Source organism: uncultured Draconibacterium sp. (genome assembly GCF_913063105.1).
In the GTDB taxonomy this organism is placed as follows: Bacteria; Bacteroidota; Bacteroidia; order Bacteroidales; family Prolixibacteraceae; genus Draconibacterium.
In genome coordinates, this window is sequence record NZ_CAJXYQ010000003.1 from 138,801 (window position 1) to 162,496 (window position 23,696).

20 protein-coding genes are annotated in these 23,696 nt (G+C 40.3%); 9 read left to right on the plus strand and 11 right to left on the minus strand.

Features of this window, described 5'->3' with window-relative positions:
• The first annotated feature begins 30 nt into the window (after positions 1-30).
• The 4 genes from QZ574_RS03870 (at position 31) to lon (ending at position 5,518) form a co-directional block, all read left to right on the plus strand.
• Positions 31-807 (plus strand): Bax inhibitor-1/YccA family protein, encoded by a 777-nt coding sequence (locus QZ574_RS03870; protein ID WP_297086970.1) that lies wholly within the window; start codon positions 31-33, stop codon positions 805-807.
• Positions 808-1,214: 407 nt separating this feature from the next.
• Positions 1,215-2,381: a GNAT family N-acetyltransferase gene (locus tag QZ574_RS03875; protein ID WP_297086972.1), complete on the plus strand. Its 1,167-nt coding sequence runs from the start codon at positions 1,215-1,217 to the stop codon at positions 2,379-2,381.
• A gap of 156 nt (positions 2,382-2,537) precedes the next feature.
• On the plus strand, positions 2,538-2,801 hold the full coding sequence (locus QZ574_RS03880) for a type B 50S ribosomal protein L31 (protein WP_297086974.1): 264 nt from the start codon (positions 2,538-2,540) through the stop codon (positions 2,799-2,801).
• Positions 2,802-3,064: 263 nt separating this feature from the next.
• Positions 3,065-5,518 carry an endopeptidase La gene (lon, locus tag QZ574_RS03885; protein WP_297086975.1) on the plus strand — a complete coding sequence of 818 codons (2,454 nt, stop codon included), beginning with the start codon at positions 3,065-3,067 and terminating at the stop codon, positions 5,516-5,518.
• 53 nt (positions 5,519-5,571) lie between these two features.
• Here lon and QZ574_RS03890 read toward each other — a convergent pair whose 3' ends face one another.
• The 3 genes from QZ574_RS03890 to QZ574_RS03900 form a co-directional block, all read right to left on the minus strand.
• Entirely contained in the window at positions 5,572-6,210 is a 639-nt protein-coding gene (locus QZ574_RS03890) for a thiamine diphosphokinase (protein ID WP_297086977.1), read from the minus strand.
• A gap of 82 nt (positions 6,211-6,292) precedes the next feature.
• Entirely contained in the window at positions 6,293-6,598 is a 306-nt protein-coding gene (locus QZ574_RS03895) for an iron-sulfur cluster assembly protein (protein WP_297086979.1), read from the minus strand.
• 12 nt (positions 6,599-6,610) lie between these two features.
• The gene (locus QZ574_RS03900) at positions 6,611-7,033 is read right to left on the minus strand and encodes a SufE family protein (protein WP_297086981.1); all 423 of its coding nucleotides are present in this window, start codon (positions 7,031-7,033) and stop codon (positions 6,611-6,613) included.
• A gap of 164 nt (positions 7,034-7,197) precedes the next feature.
• On the opposite strand from QZ574_RS03900, the gene rbr reads away from it, so the two are divergent.
• On the plus strand, positions 7,198-7,776 hold the full coding sequence (rbr, locus tag QZ574_RS03905) for a rubrerythrin (RefSeq protein WP_297086983.1): 579 nt from the start codon (positions 7,198-7,200) through the stop codon (positions 7,774-7,776).
• Between the two features lie 89 nt (positions 7,777-7,865).
• On the opposite strand, the gene QZ574_RS03910 is transcribed toward rbr, so the two are convergent.
• The 4 genes from QZ574_RS03910 to sufB all read right to left on the minus strand — a co-directional run bounded on the left by QZ574_RS03910 (position 7,866) and on the right by sufB (position 12,835).
• Entirely contained in the window at positions 7,866-9,083 is a 1,218-nt protein-coding gene (locus tag QZ574_RS03910; protein ID WP_297086984.1) for a cysteine desulfurase, read from the minus strand.
• 121 nt (positions 9,084-9,204) lie between these two features.
• The gene (sufD, locus tag QZ574_RS03915) at positions 9,205-10,572 is read right to left on the minus strand and encodes a Fe-S cluster assembly protein SufD (protein ID WP_297086986.1); all 1,368 of its coding nucleotides are present in this window, start codon (positions 10,570-10,572) and stop codon (positions 9,205-9,207) included.
• Between the two features lies 1 nt (position 10,573).
• Positions 10,574-11,326, minus strand: coding sequence for a Fe-S cluster assembly ATPase SufC (gene sufC, locus QZ574_RS03920; protein WP_297086988.1), 753 nt, complete (start codon positions 11,324-11,326; stop codon positions 10,574-10,576).
• 63 nt (positions 11,327-11,389) lie between these two features.
• Positions 11,390-12,835, minus strand: coding sequence for a Fe-S cluster assembly protein SufB (sufB, locus tag QZ574_RS03925; protein WP_297086990.1), 1,446 nt, complete (start codon positions 12,833-12,835; stop codon positions 11,390-11,392).
• A gap of 129 nt (positions 12,836-12,964) precedes the next feature.
• Here sufB and thiL point away from each other — a divergent pair, with 129 nt between their 5' ends.
• Positions 12,965-14,002: a thiamine-phosphate kinase gene (gene thiL / locus QZ574_RS03930; RefSeq protein WP_297086992.1), complete on the plus strand. Its 1,038-nt coding sequence runs from the start codon at positions 12,965-12,967 to the stop codon at positions 14,000-14,002.
• Positions 14,003-14,067: 65 nt separating this feature from the next.
• Here the strand turns inward: thiL and lpxA are convergent, their stop codons facing one another.
• Genes lpxA through QZ574_RS03950 form a run of 4 tightly spaced genes read right to left on the minus strand, consistent with a single transcriptional unit; the run spans position 14,068 to position 18,600 of the window.
• Positions 14,068-14,850: an acyl-ACP--UDP-N-acetylglucosamine O-acyltransferase gene (gene lpxA, locus QZ574_RS03935; protein WP_297086995.1), complete on the minus strand. Its 783-nt coding sequence runs from the start codon at positions 14,848-14,850 to the stop codon at positions 14,068-14,070.
• A 15-nt stretch (positions 14,851-14,865) separates the two neighbouring features.
• Entirely contained in the window at positions 14,866-16,251 is a 1,386-nt protein-coding gene (locus tag QZ574_RS03940; RefSeq protein ID WP_297086997.1) for a bifunctional UDP-3-O-[3-hydroxymyristoyl] N-acetylglucosamine deacetylase/3-hydroxyacyl-ACP dehydratase, read from the minus strand.
• Between the two features lie 18 nt (positions 16,252-16,269).
• A complete protein-coding gene (gene lpxD / locus QZ574_RS03945) occupies positions 16,270-17,307 on the minus strand; it encodes a UDP-3-O-(3-hydroxymyristoyl)glucosamine N-acyltransferase (protein WP_297086999.1) in 1,038 nt (345 codons plus the stop codon).
• Between the two features lie 36 nt (positions 17,308-17,343).
• The gene (locus tag QZ574_RS03950) at positions 17,344-18,600 is read right to left on the minus strand and encodes an HD domain-containing protein (protein ID WP_297087002.1); all 1,257 of its coding nucleotides are present in this window, start codon (positions 18,598-18,600) and stop codon (positions 17,344-17,346) included.
• Positions 18,601-18,868: 268 nt separating this feature from the next.
• Between QZ574_RS03950 and rimP the strand changes: the two genes are divergently transcribed.
• The 3 genes from rimP (at position 18,869) to infB (ending at position 23,621) form a co-directional block, all read left to right on the plus strand.
• Positions 18,869-19,333 (plus strand): ribosome assembly cofactor RimP, encoded by a 465-nt coding sequence (rimP, locus tag QZ574_RS03955; protein ID WP_297087003.1) that lies wholly within the window; start codon positions 18,869-18,871, stop codon positions 19,331-19,333.
• Between the two features lie 11 nt (positions 19,334-19,344).
• On the plus strand, positions 19,345-20,580 hold the full coding sequence (gene nusA, locus QZ574_RS03960) for a transcription termination factor NusA (protein ID WP_297087005.1): 1,236 nt from the start codon (positions 19,345-19,347) through the stop codon (positions 20,578-20,580).
• Positions 20,581-20,642: 62 nt separating this feature from the next.
• Positions 20,643-23,621: a translation initiation factor IF-2 gene (gene infB, locus QZ574_RS03965; protein ID WP_297087007.1), complete on the plus strand. Its 2,979-nt coding sequence runs from the start codon at positions 20,643-20,645 to the stop codon at positions 23,619-23,621.
• Positions 23,622-23,696: the final 75 nt, after the last annotated feature.

Sequence of the window (23,696 nt, forward strand, 5' to 3'; positions counted from 1 at the left end):
TGTTTTAATTAAAGAAACGAAAAATTAAGAATGATGAATATTACAAAATCTTCAAATCCTGTTTTAAAAGAGAATGTATTTAGCAGGAATTATACGGCACAGTCGGATGTAATGACTGTAAATGGCACCATAAATAAAACAGCATTAATGTTGCTGTTGGTAATTGCCGGTGCCGTTTTTACCTGGAACAAATTTTTTGATGCAGTTGCAAGTAATCCTGAAGCAGGAATTGCAGCAGTTGCACCCTGGCTGGCCATTGGCGGAATCGGCGGCTTTATAACAGTTTTGGTAACTGTTTTTCGCCCGCAAAGTTCGGGTATTTCAGCTCCGGTTTATGCGGTTTTCGAAGGATTGTTTCTGGGGGGAATTTCTGCCTTATTCGAGAGCATGTATCCTCAGCAAGGAATAGTGTTGAGAGCAGTAATGCTAACGCTGGCCGTTTTTATGGTAATGCTGTTTTTATACCGTTCGGGAATTATTAAAGTAACCCAAAAATTTATGATGGGTGTGGTTGCAGCTACCGCAGGAATTGCCGTTGTTTACCTGGTAAGCTTTATTGGTGGAATGTTTGGGATGGATACCTCTTTTTTACACGGTAACAGCAATTTGAGTATTGGAATTAGTTTAGTTGTTGTGGCCATTGCTGCTTTAAACCTGGTGCTCGATTTTTCATTTATCGAAAAAGCATCGGCACAGGGTGCTCCAAAATACATGGAGTGGTACGGGGCTTTCGGGTTAATGGTAACGCTTATTTGGTTATACCTCGAAATACTGCGCTTATTGTCGAAAATCGCCAGCCGCGATTAATACAATAAATAAAATACCGAAAAGGACTTGTTGGAACAGCCGACAGGTCCTTTTTTATTTTTAGACTGTAAGTATTAATTTTGGCCTTTATGCAACCCAAAATCAACATTGATTACCCAATTGGTTCAGGTTTCCGGGGAAAAGGAATGGAATCGGCCATTTTTTATCACCTTAAAAAGTAGTGTTATGAAAGTAGTGGTATAATCATGTCAAGATGAGTTGGGTAGGCGATTTTGATCCGAAGATGAATGCCCTGTTTAAATCGTTCGGAGCCAGACGAACACAAACGCATTGCACTTTGCGCGATTTATTTAACCCGTAGAAAGAATTTGAAAGGGTACCGATTATTGAATAAAAATGGTATTTAGTGTTGATTTTTAAACTAATATTGCCACAAAAATCAGAAAATGCAGTTACTAGAAGTCGTTGACAAGCGGACAAAAAAACAGTTTCACCAGGTGCCCCATATTATTTACAAGAATGATTCGAACTGGGTGGCTCCGTTGCAGGGAATGGTTGAGGGGATTTTTGATCCGAATAAAAACAAAACCTTTAGGAATGGTAAAGCTATTCGTTGGGTACTGCTTAACGAAAAAGGTGAGCTTATAGGCCGCATAGCTGCATTTATAAATTTTAATCTGGCAAAAACCTACGAGCAACCAACCGGAGGCTGTGGTTTTTTTGAGTGTATTGACAACCAGGAAGCAGCTAACCTGCTTTTTAATGCAGCTGCCAATTGGAATAAAGAAAACGGTATGGAAGCCATGGATGGTCCCATAAATTTTGGCGAAAATTACGTAAACTGGGGACTGTTGGTTGACGGTTTTATGCCACAGGGATTTGGCATGCCATACAATCCTAAATATTACGAGAAACTTTTTCGGGAATTTGGTTTTGATGTTTATTTCGAGCAGTATTGTTACCACCTTGATTATACGGTGCCTTTTCCCGAACGCTTTTGGAAAATTGCAGGCTGGGTGGCCAAAAAGCCGCAGTACCAGTTTAAACATTTCGATTTTAAACAGGCCGATAAATTTGTAAAAGACTTCTGCGATATTTACGATGCCGCCTGGTCTTTTCATGAGCACTATAAACCACTTGACCCGGATGATTTACATGATTTCCTTACCGAATCAAAAGCCATTCTTGACCCGGAAATGATTTGGTATGCCTATGCCGACGAAAAACCAATTGCCATGTTTGTAATGATTCCCGATATCAATCAGCTGTTGGCAAAGCTTAACGGGAAGTTGAATTTGCCGGGGATTCTGAAGTTTTTATACTATAAAAAGAAAAAAGTAATCAATCGTACCCGGATTTTTCTGATGGGGGTTGATCCAAAATTCCAGCGTTCTGGAATTGAGTCAGGAATCTTCTGGCATCAGGAGCAAATAATGAAAAAGAAATCGCATCGCCACTACACCGAGGTTGAACTCTCGTGGGCAGGCGATTTTAATCCGAAAATAATTGCTATTTACGAAGCTACAGGCGCAAAAAGAGCCAAAACCCATTATACCATGCGGTATATGTTCGACAGGAGCAAACCGGTAACCAAAGCTCCACTTATAAGCTAGATTAACAACTTGTTTACGAAGCAAATAAATAGTATAACTTTTTGGAAAGTTACAAACAATATATATCTTTGCAGGCCGAAAATTAGAATTGAATTATAAATTTACGAATGGATTGCATAAGGGAAATGTAACCATTCCCAGAAAAAATAAAGCAAAATGAAAAAAGACATTCATCCAAAGGAGTACAGATTGGTAGCTTTTAAAGACATGTCGAACGGTCATACTTTTATTACCCGCTCTACTGTTGATACCAAAGAAACAGAAACTATCGACGGAGTTGAATACCCGGTTTATAAACTGGAAATTTCTAATACTTCGCATCCATTTTACACAGGTAAAACCAAACTTGTGGATACTGCCGGACGTGTTGACAAATTCATGAGCCGTTACGGAAAACACATGGAGAACAGAAAGAAATAACTTTCATAAAGAAATAGAAGAAAAGCATTCGTCAGTTTGATGAATGCTTTTTTTTTATCTGAAAAATATCTGCGCAGGCAGGAACTGACGATTTTAATGCAATTTTGTCGGTATTTTAGTTTTGTATAGGTAAACATGCCCGAAATAATTACAATCTGGAGAAATGGCATGGCTATTGTTTTTATGCAAGTCGTTTAAAACAAGGCATTGTTTTGCCTGAACCGATCTGTTTAACGACAGATTGTCATCATATAAAAAGAATCATGGGGAAATATAAAAATACAGCGTTGCATACAATGTTTGGATCGGGAATGATGGATGATGAATCGGATTTTCTTCCAATAATTGCTGATGGAGACGACAAGGAACTTAAAAATACGGAGGTACCTTCGGTGTTGCCCATTTTGCCATTGCGTAATACCGTATTGTTTCCGGGGGTAGTACTGCCAATCACAGTTGGGCGCGAACGTTCGTTAAAATTAATACGCGATGTTAATCGTGGCAGTAAATTGCTGGGAACGGTAGCACAGAAAGATTATACCGTAGACCGGCCCGAAACAGCCGATTTGTATGATATTGGTACCGTTGCAGAAATAATGAAAGTGCTTGAAATGCCCGATGGCTCAACCTCTGTGATTATTCAGGGGAAAAGGCGTTTTAAAGTAAATGAATTTGTTGCCGAAGATCCCTATTTTAAGGCATCAGTTGAACCTTTGAATGATTTAAGCTCGGAGGATGATAACGAGTTTAATGCCATTGTAGGTTCTCTAAAAGACTTGTCGATAAAGGTTGCACAGTTCTCGGCAAATGTGCCCCCCGAAGCTACTTTTGCCGTTAAAAATATCGAAAACTCTACCTTTCTTATCAACTTTATTTGTTCCAATACCGATATTAATGTCGACGATAAACAAAAGCTGCTCGAAATAGGAGTGCTTAAAGACAGGGGAATACAGGCCATTAGCTTTTTGGTAAAAGAGGTACAAATGTTGGAGCTGAAACAGGATATCCAGAAAAAGGTTAAAACCGACATGGATAAGCAGCAGCGCGAGTTCATGCTAAACCAGCAAATGAAAACCATTCAGGATGAGCTCGGTGGCAATCCGGTGGAGCAGGAAATTAATAACCTGAAGGAACGTGCAAAAGACAAAAAATGGACGAAAGAGGTGGATGAGTTTTTTCATCGCGAGGTGGAAAAGCTGGCACGTTTGAATCCGGCCGCAGGTGAATATTCAGTACAGTTTACTTTTTGCCAAACCCTGCTCGATTTACCCTGGAATGAATATACCGAAGATAATTTTGATTTAAAGCATGCCAGTAAAGTACTTGACGAAGACCACTACGGCCTTGAAAAAGTAAAGGAACGGATGCTGGAACACTTGGCAGTGTTAAAACTGAAAAACGATATGAAATCGCCCATCCTTTGCTTGTATGGCCCTCCGGGAGTTGGAAAAACATCGTTGGGGAAATCAGTAGCGCGGGCACTTGGGCGTAAATATGCACGTATGAGTTTAGGCGGTTTACACGATGAATCAGAAATTCGCGGCCACCGGAAAACCTACATCGGAGCCATGCCCGGACGAATAATTCAGAATATTAAAAAAGCCAAATCATCGAATCCCGTGTTTATTTTGGATGAGATTGATAAAGTTTCGAAACATTTTCATGGCGACCCGGCTTCAGCTTTGCTTGAGGTGCTTGATCCGGAACAAAATGGCGAGTTTCATGACAATTATATTGAACAGGATTACGACCTGTCGAAAGTAATGTTTATTGCAACTGCCAATTCCTTGAGCACCATTGCACCGCCGTTGCGCGACCGTTTGGAACTAATTGAAGTGAGTGGTTACCTGGTTGAAGAAAAAATTGAGATTGCCAAACGACATCTTATCCCGAAGCAGCTGGAAAACCACGGATTAAAGAAAGCAGACCTTACATTTCCGAAAGATATTATTGAATTGATAATTGATGGCTATACACGCGAAAGTGGGGTGAGGGAACTGGATAAAAAGCTGGCCAAGGTGGTTCGCAGGATTGCCAAAAAAATTGCTTTTGAGGAATCGTACAATAAAAAGCTTACCAAGGCTGATGTTCGCGAATACCTTGGAGTAATCGAATATTCGAAAGAAAAATACCAGGGCAACGATTTTGCTGGTGTGGTAACCGGGCTGGCCTGGACTGCAGTGGGCGGCGAAATTCTTTTTGTGGAAACCAGCCTGAGCAAAGGCAAAGGAGCATTAACCCTTACCGGTAACCTGGGCGATGTAATGAAAGAATCGGCAATGCTGGCACACGAATACCTGAAATCGCATGCCGAGGAATTAAATATAAAGCCACAGGTTTTCGAGAATTGGAATGTGCATGTGCACGTACCTGAAGGGGCAATTCCAAAAGATGGCCCATCGGCCGGAGTGACAATGGTTACGTCGTTAGCATCGGCATTTACCCAGCGAAAAGTGAAGAAAAACCTGGCCATGACCGGCGAAATAACTTTGCGGGGAAAAGTGCTTCCGGTTGGGGGGATAAAAGAAAAAATTCTGGCTGCAAAACGTGCAGGTATTACCGAAGTTATCTTATCGAAAGAAAACAGGAAAAACCTGGAGGATATTAAAGAGGCTTACCTAAAAGGCTTAAAGTTCCATTTTGTTGAAACTATAATGGATGTGCTTGAAATTGCTTTGCTGAAAACAAAAGTAGATAAGCCAATGAAAATTGAATAACGTACAGATAAAAATATGGAAGAAGGCGCTTAAGGGGCGCCTTTTTTTTATGCCTATTGGTCAAATTTTTGAAAAACGATGAGCTTTCCGGTAGCAAACTCAAGTGAAAAAGAATCACCCATGCATTCGTTTAAGGTGCCCATCCACCAGGAGCTTAAGGTGGTGTTTTTTAAAGGATATTTTAAATTTTTTGAAGTAATGGCAGCCGGAATCCCCAATGAAAAAATGGAAACCTGTTGTCTCTTAAACGAAGGCAGTGACTGCGAATAAAGAACCGGACGAAAAATACCCGAATTGCTGATGGAAATTACATTAAGCTTTTCAGCATAATTTAACAGTAAGGAAATATTGCCGATGGTATGATCCTCGCGTTTTCCGGTGGCACCTAAAATAATAACTTCTTTGGCACCCCGGCTCAGCACAAATTCAACGGCTTTGGTTTGGTCGTTGGTTTCTTGGTCGGTATTTAAAACAATACGTTCGGCATAATTCTTTTTTGTTTCTTCCGATACCGAATCAATATCGCCCACTATAAATGTTGGCTCCATGCCAAATTCAATGAGTTTATCAGCGGCTCCATCGCAGCAGATTATTTCGTGTGCATTTGTTAATACCGAAAGAGGTACGGCATGGTTGGGGAAAGATCCGTCACAAAGTATAACAACTTTTGAATTAAAAGGGAACCAATTCATAAGCAGCGAAAATACCAAAATTTATGGTGATTTGGCTTAAAGGAGATGTTTCCTGAATGCCAGGGGAAAGAATTCAATAAGCTTAAAAGAAACCCAATTCGAGCCGGGCCTCTTCGCTCATCATCGATTTATCCCATGGTGGTTCGAAAGTTAATTCTACGTCAACTTTTTCAATTCCTTCAACCGATTGGGCCGCCTGAGTGATATCGTCGACTAAAACATCAACCACCGGGCAACCCGGCGCAGTGAGCGTCATGAGTATATTGGCCTGGTTATTTTCGTCCACATCCACGTTGTAAATCAGTCCCAAATCGTAAACGTTTACCGGAATCTCCGGGTCGTAAACCTCTTTTAGGTTATTTATTATTAAGTCTATTCTTTTATCCATTTCATAGCCTCCTTATCCTGCAATCTTGCTATATGCAACAGCGTATAAACGAATTTGTTTTACCATCGCCAACAGACCGTTCGAGCGGGTAGGCGACAGGTGTTGTTTTAGTCCCAGGTCGTCAATAAAATGCAGCTCATTTTCAAGTAGTTCTTTGGGTGTGCGCCCCGAAACCACGCGAAGCAACAAGGCTACCAAACCTTTTACAATAACCGCATCGCTTTCGCCGCGAAAATCGATTTTACCGTCTTTCATATCGGCCACCAGCCAAACACGCGATTGGCAACCTTTAATAATATTCTGGTCGTTCTTATCTTTCGCATCCAGTTCTTCCAAATCGTTACCCAATTCAATCAGGTATCCGTATTTGTCCATCCAGTCTTCGTACATCGAAAACTCCTCAATTATCTCTTGCTGAATTTCTTCTATGCTCATATAAAAATGTTTTGAACGAAAGCAAAGGTCGTAATTTTTTAATTTCTGACAATGCGGTAAGAGCTTTATTCAGACTAATTCAAAACTAACTTTATGTATAGTTTGCATTAAGCTATTTTATTACCTTTATTTTTCTCAAAAAAAAACTAAAATTAAATTATAAGATGACAAAATTAGCAGGTACCAAAACCGAACAGAATTTGTTAAAAGCATTTGCAGGTGAATCGCAGGCACGCATGCGTTACGATTATTTTGCCAAACAAGCAAAAAAAGAAGGATTAGAGCAAATTGCTGCCATTTTTGAAGAAACAGCACTCAACGAAAAAGAGCATGCCAAACGTTTCTTTAAATTTCTGGAAGACGGAAATATGGTAGAAATTACTGCCACTTATCCGGCCGGAAAAATTGGTACAACTATGGAAAACCTGAAAGCATCAGCCGAAGGTGAAAACGAAGAATGGACGGAACTGTATCCGGAATTTGCAAAAGTTGCCGAAGAAGAGGGATTTAAAGAAATTGCAATGGCTTTTAAATTAATTGCCCGTGTGGAAGAAGCACACGAAAACCGCTACCGCACTTTATACACAAATCTTGAGGAGGGAAAAGTATTTAAGCGTGGCGACAAGGTAGTTTGGAAATGCAGAAACTGTGGTTTTATTCACGAAGGAAAAGCGGCGCCAAAATTGTGCCCGGCTTGCCAGCACCCTCAGTCGTATTTCGAAATTAAAGAAACAAATTATTAGGCTTATTTTTAGTAGAACTTCTATTATAAAAAATGCCATTCGTTTGACTCATTCAAATCGGATGGCATTTTCTTTTTTGTAGAAATATCCTACAGCATCAGTATTGCTTTGTTGAGTGCCTGCATAAAAAGATCGATTTCTTCTTTGGTATTGTACATCCCAAATGAGATACGCGCACAGGCCGAAATGCCAAAATGTTGCATTATCGGATCGGCGCAGTGATGACCGGTACGAATGGCAATTCCCATTTTATCGATAAGCATTCCCAAATCGTAAGAATGTATTCCATTAATATTAAAACAGATAACCCCTGATTTATTAGGGGCCTCACCATAAATTCTTAAACCTTCAATGTTTTTTAATTGCCGGGTGGCATATTCGAGTAATTCGTGTTCGTGCCGACCAATGTTTTCAACGCCAATCTCGTTAACCAAATCCAGTGCCGCACCAAAACCTGCCAGGTTTGTAATGTTAGGGGTTCCGGCCTCAAATTTATAGGGCAGTTCGTTAAACGTTGTGCCATTAAACGACACCTCCGAGATCATTTGTCCTCCGCCCTGATACGGAGGCATTTCTTCCAGCCACTTTTCTTTCCCATACAATACACCAACACCGTTTGGGCCATAAACTTTGTGTGCCGAAAATGCATAAAAATCAACATCAAGCTCTTGTACGTTTATTTTTAAATGTGCTGATGCCTGGGCGCCGTCAACCATAACTGCTATACCTGCTTTATGGGCAATTTTAACAATTTCGGAAATGGGGTTAATGGTACCCAATACATTTGACACATGGTTTACTGCAATTAGTCTTGTTTTCGAGGTAATCAGTTCCGGTAACTTTTCTATTTCAAGCAAACCATTGTCGTTAAACGGAAGTTTTACAATTTTTGCTTTTCGTTTTTCGGCATTAATTTGCCAGGGAACAATATTTGAATGGTGTTCCATTTCAGACACGATAATTTCATCGTCTTCTGAAACATATTTTTCGCAGAAGCTGCTTGCTACCAGGTTTATACTTTCAGTGGCTCCTTTAGTGAAAATAATCTCTTTGCGCGAGGATGCGTTAATGAAAGTTTTCACTTTGTCTCGAACCTCTTCATATTCAAGCGTAGCTTTATCGGCCATGTAATGTGCACCCCGGTGAATGTTTCCGTAATAGTCGTTGTGCAATTGTTCAAGTTTTAGCAATACCTGAACCGGCTTTTGTGCTGATGCTGCTGTATCGAGATAAACCAGCGGTTTGTTGTATACTTTTTGCTGAAGTATGGGGAAATATGCTCTTATTTTTTCGGTATCGTAATTCATAGAGCTAAGGTAGCCAAAAGAAAGAAAAGATGCTTTGTGAAACTTTGTGCCCGGTGTTTAACTTAAAGGTTTATTTACCAAAAAGTTAGTGCGGCATCAAAAAAGTTTCACAAAGTATTATTTAGCAATCGCACTGGTAAGCGCAATCGTGACAACGGGCAACTTCACCTTTCAGGCGTTTGTCAACCAGTTCGTCAATCCGGTCGCGCAGTGGTTCAAGTTTAATTTCTTTTACCACTTCGTGCGCAAAGGCATTCATCATCATCAAACGTGCTTTATCTTCATCAATACCGCGGGCACGCAAATAAAACAACGCTTCTTCATCAATTTGCCCAACAGTAGCCCCATGGCTGCATTTTACATCGTCGGCATCAATAATCAGCTGTGGTTTTGTTTGCATGTTGGCCTCGTCAGTAAGTAACAGGTTATTGTTACGCTGGAAAGCATTAGTTTTTTGGGCATCGCGCACCACGTGTATTCTCCCTGAAAATGCCCCTGATGATTTTTCATCAAGTACATTTTTATATACCTGGTTGCTCTCGCAGTGTGGCGAGGCATGAATTACCTGTGTGAAATTATCAACATGTTGGTTTTTATCCATAAAGGCCATGCCAAACATATTGGCTTCGGCATTTTCGCCGTTGAGCATAAATTTCAGGTTGTTACGGATTAATCCGCCGTGCAGCGAGGCGGTATGCGAAGTAACACGCGAATCGCGCTGCTGATCAATAAAAACCGAGTGAATGCTTGTTGCTTTATTGTGTTGGTTTTGTAACATATAAAACTCAACATCAGCATTGTTGCCTGCAAAAATTTCAGTTACCGAGTTGCTCAGGTACTGGTTCAGATTCAGTGTATGGTCGCACAACAATACCTGCACTTTAGCTCCGTCTTCCACCAAAATAAAGTTACGTTGGGTCGCAAAAGTAGCCTTCTCGTCCTGCAGCAGGTTTATAATCTGAATCGGACTTTCAACAATAACATTTTTTGGTACGTAAAGAAAAAAACCATCTTTGGCAAAAGCTGTGTTTAAAGCCACCATTGGGTCTTCTTCCACTTTTGCCAGGCTGGCATATTTCTCTAACAACTCTGGCTTTTCTTTTGAAATACTTTCGAGACTGTCCAGAATGACACCGTCGGGTAAATTCCCTTTTTCAGTTTCGTTTTTATAAAACCAACCATTAAAAACCATGGCCAGGTTGGTATTTAGTTGCGGTACATCGCAACGAAAAACTTCACCCAGGTTAGCTTTTTTCTCTTCTTTGGTATGAATAAATTTAAAGTCGGGAAGAAAAGCCGGGTTGAGGTTGGTGTATTTATAGTTTTCGTTTTTTCGCGTTGGTATACCCTGCAGTACAAAATTCTGGAACGCTTTATTTCTTTGTGCGTTCAGAATGTCGGAGGAGTTTTTGAAAAGCTCGTCCTTTACTTCGTTGTAGTGTGCGGTATATTTTAGCGATAAATCTGCTTTGTCAACTAAAACGCTCATGTTAATTTCCGTTTTCTGATTTAATCCAGTCGTAGCCTTTTTCTTCCAGCTCCAGTGCCAGCTCTTTTCCGGCTGTTTTTACAATTTTGCCCTGATAAAGAATATGAACAAAATCAGGGACAATATAGTCTAGCAAACGTTGGTAGTGGGTCACAACAATGGCTGCTGTTTCGGGCGATTTTAAGGCATTTACACCGTGTGCTACAGTTTTTAGCGCATCAATATCAAGTCCCGAGTCTGTTTCGTCAAGAATAGCCAGTCTGGGTTCCAGCAGAGCCATCTGAAAGATTTCATTTTTCTTTTTTTCTCCGCCTGAAAAACCTTCATTTACCGAACGATTGGTTAATTTGGTGTGCATATCCACCAGGTCCATCTTTTCGCGCATAAGTTTCAGGAATTCACCTGCAGTAAGTTCCTTTAGCCCTTTGTGTTTGCGGTGTTCGTTAACCGAAGTTTTCAGAAAATTTACCATGGGTACGCCGGGTATTTCAACCGGGTACTGAAAGCTAAGGAAAATCCCGTCTTTGGCACGGTCTTCCGGTGCCCTATCGAGCAGGTCTTCCCCTTCAAACAGCACTTCGCCATGGGTAATTTCATAATCTTCTTTTCCGGCAAGCACATTGGCAAGTGTACTTTTTCCTGAACCGTTAGGCCCCATAATGGCATGCACCTCGCCGGGTTTAACCTCCAGGTTGATTCCTTTCAGGATTTCCATCCCTTCTACGGAAGCATATAAGTCTTTAATCTTTAACATTTTTATTTTATCCTGTTGCGGGCAGTGTGTATTAAAACTGTCTGCCCTAAGTTATTTAATTGTCTATCCAACACTGCCTTCAAGGCTGATCTGAAGCAATTTCTGAGCTTCAACGGCAAATTCCATAGGTAGCTTATTCAGTACCTCCTTGGCATAACCGTTAACAATCATCCCGATTGCTTTTTCTGTATCAATACCACGTTGGTTGCAGTAAAAAATCTGGTCTTCACCAATTTTCGATGTGGTGGCTTCGTGCTCCACAACCGACGATTTATTGCCTACTTCGATGTACGGGAATGTGTGCGCTCCGCAGGTGTCATTCAGCAGTAGCGAATCGCATTGCGAAAAGTTACGTGAGTTTTTCGCTTTAGGCATAATCTTTACCAATCCGCGGTATGAATTTTCACTTTTCCCGGCTGAAATACCTTTTGAAATAATGGTAGACTTGGTATTGCGGCCAATGTGAATCATTTTAGAGCCGGTATCGGCTTGTTGATGATTGTTGGTAACCGCCACCGAGTTAAACTCTCCAACCGAATTGTCGCCCATAAGGATGCAACTGGGGTATTTCCAGGTAATTGCCGAACCTGTTTCTACCTGTGTCCAACTTATCTTCGACGACTCGCCGCGGCAAACACCACGCTTGGTAACAAAGTTGTAAATACCACCTTTGCCGTTTTTATCTCCCGGATACCAGTTCTGAACCGTTGAATATTTTACCTCTGCGCGGTCGAGAGTAATAATTTCAACAACTGCGGCGTGCAGCTGGTTTTCGTCGCGCATTGGTGCAGTACAACCTTCAAGGTAACTCACATAGCTGTCGTCGTCGGCCACAATTAGTGTACGCTCAAACTGTCCGGTGTTGGCTGCGTTAATCCTGAAATAAGTTGATAGTTCCATGGGGCAGCGAACACCTTTTGGGATGTAGCAAAACGACCCATCGCTAAATACGGCAGAATTAAGTGCGGCAAAGTAATTGTCGGCTACAGGTACCGCTTGTCCGAGGTATTTTTTTACCAAATCAGGGTGGTCTTTCACGGCCTCGGAAAACGAACAGAAAATAATGCCTTTTTCTGCCAGCGTTTCTTTAAAGGTTGTTTTAACCGAAACCGAATCAATTACCGCATCAACGGCAACACCTGCCAACTGCTTTTGCTCTTCAAGCGGAATACCAAGCTTCTCAAAAGTTTCCAGTAATTCCGGGTCAACTTCATCCAGACTTTCATACTTTGGTCCCTTTTTAGGAGCTGCATAATAACTTATTGCCTGGAAATCGATAGGCGGAATTTTTAAATACGCCCAGTTTGGCATCTTCATTTTCTGCCACTTCTGAAAAGCGTCTAACCTGAATTTTAACATAAATTCAGGTTCTTCTTTTTTGGCAGATATCAAACGAATTACGTCTTCGTTAAGGCCTTTTTCAATAATCTCGGTTTCAATATCAGTTACAAAACCATATTTGTATTCGCCTTGCGTTACGTCATTCAATATTTTATCTTGTTCTTCCATTTTCTGAATTTTCTATCCTTATAACAACGCTTTATTAAGACTGTTTAAATAAAATTGCAAAGATATAAAAGTATGGGTATTTTTGTGGCTTCAACAGTTTAATACATACTTATTTGTCCTTATTTAATAATGAATAAAGAAATCAAAAGAACAACTATTTCGGAGTTGGGTGAATTTGGCCTGATTGACCGATTGACAAAAGACATTCGGATAATAAACGATAGTACTTTTTTGGGCGTTGGTGACGATGCCGCCGTGTTAAATTACAAGGACAAACAGGTTGTTGTTTCAACTGATTTGTTGACAGAAGGAGTACATTTTAACCTTATGTATGTGCCCTTGAAACATTTGGGTTATAAAGCGGTGGTTGTGAACTTATCGGATATTTATGCGATGAATGCAACTCCAAAACAAATTACGGTAAGCGTCGCGGTTTCCAATAAATTTTCGGTTGAAGCTTTAGAGGAATTATATGCCGGAGTTAAGCTTGCCTGCCAAAAGTATAATGTTGATTTGATTGGAGGCGACACAACTGGTTCGCTTACCGGTTTAACAATAAGTATAACCGCTGTTGGCGAAGCTGAAAAAGAAAATATTGTAACAAGAAGTGGTGCCGGGGCAAACGATTTGCTATGTGTTTCGGGTGATTTGGGTGGGGCCTACATGGGGCTGCAATTGCTGGAGAGAGAAAACGAGGTGTTTAAAGTGAATGAAAAGATGCAACCCAAACTTGATGGTTACGATTATATTTTGGAGCGACAGCTAAAACCGGAAGCCAGGGTTGATGTTATTGCTGCTTTTAAAAAAATCGGAATTAAACCCACATCCATGATTGATATTTCAGATGGTTTGTCGTCGGAAATTATGCACTTGTGCACCAAGTCGGGCGTTGGGTGCAGTTTGTTTGAAGACAAAGTACCAATGGATTTACAGACTAAACAAATGGCTGAAGAGTTAAATATTAATCCGTTGGTAGCAGCCCTGAATGGGGGCGAAGATTACGAGTTGTTGTTTACACTCTCGCTTGATGATTATGAAAAGATTAAAAATGATCCTGATTTTACCATTATTGGTCATATGACTGAGGCTGGAGAAGGCATTAACCTGCAAACAACAGGAGGTTCGTCTATCCCCCTGGAGGCCCAGGGGTGGAATCATGGGAAATAGCTCATTAACATTAAAAAAAATGCCATCAGATAGTGATGGCATTTTTTTAATGTTTTTTGTAGTCATTAATCGGGGAAATATCCTCGAATAATTCCACGTTTCGAGTCTTTTACAAAAAGCAATACTTCATCGCGTTCAGGTGTTGCCGGCATTTCTGCTTCAATTATTTCAACAGCCTGAGCAGTATTTAGTCCTTTTTGGTAAATATAACGGTAGATATCTTGTACTTCGCGTATTTTTTCGTTATTGTACTGTCTCCTACGTAGGCCAATAGAGTTAATACCTACATACGAAAGTGGTTCGCGGCCTGCTTTAATAAACGGTGGAACATCCTTGCGAACAAGCGATCCGCCCGAAATCATTACGTGTGTTCCAATACGAACAAACTGGTGAACTGCCGACATGCCACCAAGAATGGCCCAGTCGTCAACCTGAACTTCTCCGGCCAACTGAACGTTGTTTACCAGAATAATGTTGCTTCCCACTTTACAATCGTGAGCCACGTGTACGTAGGCCATTAACAAATTGTTGTCGCCAAGTACTGTTTTACCTTTTGCAGCTGTACCTCTGTTTATGGTTACAAATTCGCGAATTGTATTATTGTTGCCAATTTCAACTGTTGAATATTCGCCTTTGAATTTTAAATCCTGCGGAACGGCTCCAATAACAGCTCCCGGAAAAATATTACAGTTTTTACCAATCCTGGTTCCCGGTAAAATGGTTACACCAGAACCAATTCTTGTCCCTTCTCCGATTTCAACATCATGGTCGATGGAAACAAAAGGCTCGATAACTACATTATCTGCAACTTTTGCATCGGGATGGACATAAGCTAGTGGTTGTTTCATCTTATACTGTCTTGATTAATCTTCTTTTTTTACAATTTGTGCCATAAATTCTCCTTCGGCAACAATTTTGTCGCCAACATAAGTAACCCCTTTCATGTTGGCTATTCCTCTTCTGATCGGCGAAGTTAATTTTAATTTAAAAATCAGGGTGTCGCCCGGGATAACTTTTTTCCTGAATTTAACATTGTCGATTCGGATAAAGTAAGTGGCAAATTTCCCTTTTTGCTGGCTTAAAACCAATAATCCTCCGCACTGAGCCATCGCTTCAACAAGTAAAACACCTGGCATAACGGGTTCGTCTGGGAAATGCCCCTGGAAAAACGGTTCGTTTGCCGTAACGTTTTTAATGCCAATAATTTCATCTTCCTGAATGCAAACTACTTTGTCTACCAATAAAAATGGATACCGGTGAGGCAACAGTTCTTTTATTCGGTTAACATCCATTAATGGTTCGTCGTTCGGATTGCATTTAGGTGCTGCTTCAGCCTCTTTTTTCCATTGTTTTTTTAAGGCCTTGGCAAAAATGGTGTTAGGACCGTGCCCTGGTTTTGAGGCAATAATCCGGCCTTTAATCCGCTTGCCACATAGCGAAAGGTCGCCAATTACATCGAGCAACTTGTGGCGTGCACATTCATTATCAAAATGCAACTCAAGATTATTTAATATGCCCTGTGCTTTTACCTCAACCCGCGGGTGATTGGTTAAATCAGCCAACCTGTCCAGTTCTTCCTGGCTAATTTCTTTGTCGATAATAACAATGGCATTGTTAAGGTCGCCACCTTTGATAAGATTGTGGCTAAGCAAAAATTCTATTTCGCGAAGAAAAACAAACGTACGGCATTCGGCAATTTCCGTTTTAAAATCTTTTATTGACTCTAATGTTGCATACTGGTTGTTTAAAACCGCCGATGGAAACGAAATCATCACATTTAAGCTGTAATCATTATCCGGTAGCGCTATAATGTGCGAACCTGATTTTTCATCGAAGATTTCAATCTTTTCACTTATTTCAAAATAATCTCTTTCGGCTTCTTGTTCAACAATGCCAGCTTTTTCAATTGCTTCAACAAAATATTTCGAGCTACCATCAATAATTGGAGCTTCCTCGTTGTTTACTTCAATCAGCACATTGTCCAGGTCCATCCCGGTAAGTGCAGCAAGTGCATGTTCAATGGTTCCAATTCGGGCTCCGTTTTTTTCAAGTAGCGTTCCGCGCGAAGTATCGATAACCAAATCAACGTCGGCATCAATAATTGGTTTATTTTCAAGGTCTACTCGTTTAAATTTAAAGCCGTGGTTTTCAGGTGCCGGTAAAAAATTCATAGTTACATTAACACCGGTATGTAAGCCTTTCCCCTCAATTTTAAATGAGTTCTTTAACGTCTTTTGTTTTACCACCATAGGGAAGTGAAATATTTCTTAGTTTTTTTTGTCTGTATTGATTGTTTTCTTCAGCTGGAGCACATCGCGGCGAATTTCCGGCAGGTCTTTTAAAAGTACATAAGCACGCATGGCTGTCTTTATATCGATAGCCGGTGAACCAAGTAAAGTTTGATTGCTTTTTAAATTTGATACAACTCCTGATTGTGCGCCAAGCGTTACATTGTCGCCAACAGTTATGTGTCCGCCAAGGCCAACCTGTCCGCCAAACATGCAGTTTTTGCCAATTTTTGTCGACCCTGAAATACCGGTTTGTGCAGCCATTACCGAGTTTTCTCCAACCTCAACGTTATGTGCTATTTGTATGAGGTTGTCGAGTTTAACGCCTTTTTTTATGACAGTAGACTCCATTGTTCCGCAATCTACTGTAGTATTGGCGCCAATTTCAACATCGTCTTCTAAAACGGCATTGCCAATCTGATGAATTTTTTTGAATGTTCCATCTTCCTGAGGTGCAAATCCAAACCCATCAGACCCGATTACGGCGCCCGAATGTATAATGCAGCGATTGCCAATTACGCAGTCGTCGTATATTTTTGCTCCCGGGTACAAAATGCAATCATCGCCAACAATAACATTCTCACCCACATGAACCTGCGGGTAAATTTTTACATTGTTTCCAATTTTTGCATTGTTACCAATATAGGCAAAGGCCCCAACGTAGGCATCGTTGCCAACGCTTGCTGTTTCAGCAATAAAACTGGGTTGTTCAATTCCTTGTTTCATGCTGGCTTTGGCTTGTACATAAAGTTCGAGTAGCGAAGCAAACGCCTGATAGGCGTCGTCAACTTTTATTAAAGTAGCAGGAATTTCTTCTTTCGGAATAAAACTTTTATTTACCAGAACAACCGAGGCTTTGGTTTCATAAATGTAATTCTCGTATTTTGGGTTGGCCAGAAAGGCTAGCGTACCCGGTTTCCCGTCTTCTATTTTCGAAACATTTGAAACTTTTACATCTGCATTGCCAACTATTTCTCCGTTAAGAAAGGAGGCAATGTCTGTAGCTTTAAAATCCATTATCTGTTTTTTTGGCGATGCAAATATAGGTTTTAACTAGTAAATGTCCAATTCTTTGGGATAACACACAAAATACTTCTTCACGGTTTTGCCCAGTGCAGAGAGATTTATGTCTGATGCATCGTTTATTTCTTTTACGGTTCCGTCTTTGTATAGCACAAGTATATTTTCTAAATTTTTATTGTATGCATTGTTGGTAATCAGGCCTGTCATTAAAAAATACCTGGCCATTTCCGGGTCGGCAATAATGTTTTTCTCAATCTGTTTAAGGTACTTTTGTTCTTTACTTGCCGAAAGGGGTTTGTCGTGCAGTTTAGTGCGCGGTAATTTTCGGTTAGTAATACTTTCCGATAATTTGGAGAGTACCGGGTCGCTATGGTTTTGCCATTCTTTTATGGATATCAGAATGTCGTTGTCATCAAGCAAAGTGTACCAGCCTAATACGCCTTTTCCATTTATTTGAATATTGTTTTGAAAATCTTTTGGAGTAAAGGTATTGGTAAGGAAAATATTTAAAGTTGGCGTTACAAAAAGCGACTCTCCTTTAATCAGGAGATCTTTGGCGCGTTTTAAAACATTAATAAGCAGAAACTCGGCGGCAACAACTGTTTTATGCAAATACACCTGCCAGTACATTAGACGACGCGAAATCAGAAATTTTTCAATTGAATAAATTCCTTTTACGTCAACTACCAGCTGGTCGTTATGTACGTTCAGCATTTTAATAATCCGGTCGGTACCAATGGTCCCCTCAACTACCCCGGTAAAAAAACTGTCGCGGCTCAGGTAGTCAAGTCTGTCCATGTCGAGCTGGCTTGCAACCAGTTGGTGCAGGAAGTGTTTTTTGTAAGTGTTGGTAAAAATGCGAATGGCCAGATCGAGCCGGCCATTAAATTCATTATTCAGCTCTTGCATTATCATCACTGATATTTCTTCGTGCGAAATATTTACCAGTGTATTTTCAAGAACATGAGAAAAAGGCGCATGACCAATATCATGAAGCAAAATAGCAATGGTAACGGCTTCTGCTTCATCATCGCTTATCTGATGCCCTTTTAAACGCAAAACCGAAATGGCCTGGCGCATTAAATATACCGTGCCAATGGCGTGCTCAAAACGAGTGTGGTTGGCACCGGGAAAAACAAGGTATGACAGGCCCAGCTGTTTAATTTGCCGTAAGCGTTGAAATACGGGATGCTCCAATAAATCAAATATAATTTCAGACTGAAGGTTGATAAAGCCCAGAACCGGGTCGTTAATTATTTTCTTTTTATTTAATTGAATTTGTTGCACTTGTCTGCCTATTCAGTAGTTTAAAATTAAAAAACTTTCCTTAATGCAAAAGACAATGTTTTATTTCTGAAATAAAACGAACAGAAGAATAAAAAATAAATTGTTATACACAGAAAACGGTTAATGATTTTTTAGTTTAAAATCAGAGCCTTAAGATAGGTGTCGGAATTTGTTAATGTTGTTTTATATTACTATTTTTGCCGAGAATTTTCTAAAAAACGAAGTTTTTAGGGGACCGATGGTTCCCTATTTTGTTACATAAGGCAAAATGATAGATAAACAAAAGATATTGGAATTGGTGAATGAACGTCTTGATGATCAGATGTTTATTGTTGATATAACCGTGAGCGCCGGCAACGATATTAATGTTTATATTGATGGTTATAATGGAGTAACCATTGAACAGTGTATTTCTGTTAGCCGAAATGTAGAGCATAATCTCGACAGAGACGAGGAGGATTTTTCGTTGCAGGTTTCTTCTCCTGGGTTAACAGAACGTTTTAAAGTAAAGCAACAGTACGAAAAATACACCGGAAAAGAAATTGAGGTAGTAACTTTGGAAAACCAAAAACTGGAAGGTGTACTTTTAGAAAATAGTGAAGAAGGAATTGTGCTTGAAACCTCGAAACGAGAAAAAGTGGAGGGGCATAAGAAAAAGCAATTGGTGGTAAAAAAACATAATTTAAAATACGACGAAATAAAAAGTGCGAAAGCGGTTATTTCATTTAAATAAAGTAACGCAAGATGGAAAATATTAACCTGATAGATACTTTTGCCGAATTTAAGGAGCTAAAAAACATTGACAGGGTTACAATGATGAGTGTGCTGGAGGAAGTATTCCGCAGCGTACTTATCCGTCAGTACGGAACGGACGAGAACTTTGATGTTATTATCAATATTGATAAAGGCGACTTTGAAATTTGGAGAAACCGCGAGGTAGTTGCCGATGATGAGCTGGAAGATCCGAATTTGCAGATTACATTAAGCGATGCCTTAAAAATTGACGAAGATTACGAAGTAGGTGAAGAAGTTACCGATGAGGTTAAACTGGCCGATTTCGGTCGTCGTGCAATTTTAAATTTGCGCCAAAATCTGGCCAGCAAAATATTAGAGCTGGAGAAAGATCATATTTACGGAAAATACAAAAATAAGATTGGCGATATTGTTACCGGTGAAGTATACCAGGTTTGGAAAAAAGAAATTCTTATTCTTGATGATGAGAGTAACGAACTGATTCTTCCAAAATCAGAACAAATACCTTCTGATTATTTCCGAAAAGGCGATAACGTTAGAGCTATTGTTTACAAAGTTGAATTACGAAATAATAATCCACTGATTATATTATCGCGTACAGCACCGGCTTTCCTTGAGCGACTGTTTGAGCTGGAAATTCCCGAAATTTTTGATGGACTGATTACCATTAAAAAAATTGTACGCGTACCCGGTGAACGCGCAAAAGTTGCTGTTGAATCATACGACGAGCGAATTGACCCGGTAGGAGCATGTGTTGGTATGAAAGGTTCGCGAATTCATGGTATTGTGCGTGAGTTACGCAATGAAAATATCGATGTAATTAATTACTCGGCAAACCTTCAGCTGTTTATTAAACGTGCATTAAATCCGGCAAAAATTAATTCAATTAAAATAATTGAAGAAAGTAAAAAAGCAGAGGTGTACTTAAAACCGGAAGAGGTATCGCTAGCCATTGGTAAGGGAGGACTAAATATCCGCCTGGCAAGTCAGCTTACAGGCTACGAGATTGACGTATACCGAGAGATGGAAGAAGACGATGAGGATGTAAACCTTGATGAGTTTGCAGATGAAATTGAAGGATGGGTAATTGATGCCTTAAAAGGAATCGGATGCGATACCGCCAAAAATGTATTGAATATCCCTCGATCTGAATTGATTAAAAGAACTGACCTCGAAGAAGAAACCATCGATGACGTTCTGAAAATCCTTAGTGCAGAGTTTGAATAAGTTTCTTATTGGAAAATAGAGAATTTATTCATAGAAATTTAGAAAAGTAAACAAGAAATTATATGGTAGCAGGCAAAACAACACGACTTAGTAAATTGGCAAGGCAATTCAATGTAGGTATTCATACCATTGTTGAATTCTTGCACAAAAAAGGGTATGATATTGATTCAAATCCGAATACTAAAGTTACGCAAGATGCCGTGCAACTTCTTGAAATGGAATATAAGACAGATATTACCATCAAGAAAGAATCGGAAAAAATGAACCTCAAAAGTCAGCGTCCCAGAAAAGAAGTAATTTCGATGGACAAAGAGGAGGCTGAGCCCGTAAAAGAAGAACCCAAGACGGAGCCTGTTGCTAAAAAAGAGGTAGAAAAAGAACCAGAGGAGGAGGTAATCTCAAAGCCAGAAGTAAAAGTTACGGTTCTTGATAAAATTGATTTAGACCAGATCAATAAACCGAAAAAGAAGCCGGAGCAACCAAAAGAAGATAAACCGGCAGCCGAAAAGAAAGAAGAGAAAAAAGAGGCCCCTAAATCGGTTGAAGAAAAGCCGGTAAAAGCTGAAGCTCCCGTAAAAGAAGAAGTAAAGCCTGAGAAAAAGGTTGAAAAAATAAAAGAAGAAACTGCTCCTAAAGTTGAAAAGGAAGTTGAAAAAACTCCCGAAGCAGTTGAAGAAAAACCAAAAGATAAAGTATTGGAAACTGAAGTTCCAAAGGTTGATGAGGTAAAAGTTGTGGGGAAAATTGATTTGAGTAACATGAATCAAAAAACCCGGCCTGCCAAAAAAACCAAGGAAGAGCGTGAAAAAGAGCGCAAGGAAAGACAAAAACAAAGAAACGCTGAGCGTCAGGCAAAAGATAATCAATCGCAGCAAAAAACAGGTGGCGACGATGTTATAAAAGCAAGAGCAAACAGGCTTAGTGGCCCAACTGTATTAGGAAAAATTGATTTGCCTGAGAAAAAGCAAGAAAGCGGCGGCGACCAAAGCAACCGAAAAAAACGTAGAAAACGTATTGCTAAAGACACCGGAAAAGTTAGTGTTGACAGACAACAACAACAAGGCGATCGTCCACGTGGTAAATTCCAGGCCAATAAACAACAAGCCGGTAAGAAAAAACGCCCGCTCAAAAAGGAGATTAACGAGGAGGATGTACAAAAGCAAATAAAAGATACGCTTGCACGCCTTACCACAAAAGGAAAGTCGAAAAAAGGTGCCAAGCACCGACGCGATAAACGTGCAGCTGCCAATGAAAAGATGCAGGCAGATATGGAACAGCAAATGCTGGACCAGAATGTATTGAAAGTAACCGAATTTGTTACTGTAGCTGAATTGGCAACCATGATGAGTGTTGGTGTAAACGAAATTATATCGTCGTGTATGTCGCTCGGATTGTTTGTGTCGATCAATCAGCGTCTTGATGCAGAAACACTTTCGGTAGTTGCCGAAGAATTTGGCTACAAAGTAGAATTTGTAAGTGTTGAGATTCAGGAAGCTATTGAGGAAGAAGAGGATAGCCCGGAAGATTTGAAGCCACGTCCGCCAATTGTAACGGTAATGGGGCATGTCGACCATGGTAAAACTTCGTTACTCGACTACATCCGGAATACCAACGTAATTGCCGGTGAGGCCGGAGGTATTACCCAGCATATTGGTGCTTACCATGTTAGTCTCGAAGACGGAAGAGATATCACTTTTCTTGATACACCGGGGCACGAAGCATTTACCGCAATGCGTGCACGTGGTGCACAGGTAACCGATATTGCGATTATTATTGTTGCTGCCGACGATAACGTGATGCCTCAAACCATTGAGGCAATTAACCACGCAGCCGCTGCAGGAGTACCTATTGTTTTTGCAATAAATAAAATTGATAAACCGGGAGCCAATCCCGAAAAGATAAAAGAAGAACTGGCCAATATGAATTACCTGGTTGAAGAGTGGGGGGGTAAATACCAGTCGCACGATATTTCAGCCAAAAATGGTATTGGTATCGAAGATCTTCTTGAAAAAGTTTTGCTCGAGGCTGAAATGCTTGAGCTGAAGGCCAATGCTGATAAAAAAGCACAAGGAACAATTATCGAATCGGAGCTTGACCGTGGTAGAGGTTATGTTTCTACCCTGTTGGTTGAAAGCGGATCGCTTCGTGTTGGAGATATTATTATTGCCGGTCAGTATTACGGCCACGTTAAAGCAATGTTTAACGAGCGTAACCAGAAAGTTGATGCTGTTGGCCCGGCACAGCCAGCCATTATCCTTGGATTAAATGGTGCTCCACAGGCAGGCGATAAGTTTAATGTGATGGAAAGTGAGCGCGAAGCTCGTAACATTACCAATAAGCGTGAACAGCTCGCCCGCGAACAGGGATTACGTACACAAAAGCACATTACACTTGACGAGATTGGTCGTCGTATCGCCATTGGTAACTTCCAGGAACTGAACCTGATTGTGAAAGGTGATGTGGACGGATCAATCGAAGCGCTGTCTGATTCGTTGATTAAACTGTCTACCGAAGAAATCCAAATCAATATCATTCACAAGGGGGTGGGTCAAATATCAGAATCCGATATTCAACTTGCTGCAGCATCAGAGGCTATTGTGGTTGGGTTCCAGGTTAGGCCATCGTTAAATGCCCGTAAACTGGCAGAACGCGAACAAATTGATATTCGTTTGTATTCGATTATTTACGATGCTATCAACGAAATAAAAGCCGCAATGGAAGGTATGCTTTCTCCGGATATTAAAGAGGAAATTACCGGAACTGTTGAGGTGCTGGAAACATTTAAGATAACAAAAGTGGGAACGGTTGCCGGTTGTATTGTACGCGATGGTAAGGTTGCCCGTAACTCAAAAGTTCGTGTAATTCGCGATGGAATTGTTATTTATTCCGGATTATTAGGCTCGCTGAAACGTTTTAAAGAAGACGTAAAAGAAGTGAAGAACGGGTATGAATGTGGTTTGAACATCGAGAATTTTAACGACATAAAAGTTGGCGACCACGTGGAAGCTTACCACGAAGTTGAAGTTGCCAAAACTTTGTAAAATCCGATTGAAATGAAATAGTAAAGGGCCAGGTTTTTCCTGGCCTTTTTTGTTACCCTTAAATTATTAACAATC